Origin of the sequence: Pseudomonas sp. SIMBA_068 (assembly GCF_046534705.1) — a bacterium.
GTDB classification, from domain to species: domain Bacteria; phylum Pseudomonadota; class Gammaproteobacteria; order Pseudomonadales; family Pseudomonadaceae; genus Aquipseudomonas; species Aquipseudomonas putida.
In genome coordinates this window covers 1-264 of sequence record NZ_JAWRYI010000743.1, presented here as the reverse complement: position 1 = coordinate 264, position 264 = coordinate 1, and the positions used below count along the sequence as shown (strand labels likewise).

Below are 264 nucleotides of genomic sequence, written 5' to 3'. Positions count from 1 at the left end.
CTGCTCGACCAGCAACGCGATGCCCAGGGCCGTCCGCAACCGGCGCTGGACAATGACGGTGGCCGCCCACGCACCACCCAGGTCTATGGCCTGCGCGAGCTGGAACAGATCGAACCCTTCCTCGCCGACCTGTACGCCGCCTGCAAGGCGCAGGGCATTCCGGCGCGCACTGCGATTTCCGAGTACGCCCCCGGCCAGGTGGAAATCACTCTTGAGCACGGCGACGCCCTAAAAGCGATGGACCAGGCCGTGCGCTACAAGCGC

At 67.0% G+C, this 264-nt stretch carries 1 pseudogene; it reads left to right on the top strand.

Annotation, left to right across the window (positions count from 1 at the left end):
• A pseudogene (locus SB756_RS31245) lies at nucleotides 1-264 on the top strand (glutamine synthetase); the annotation flags it as partial.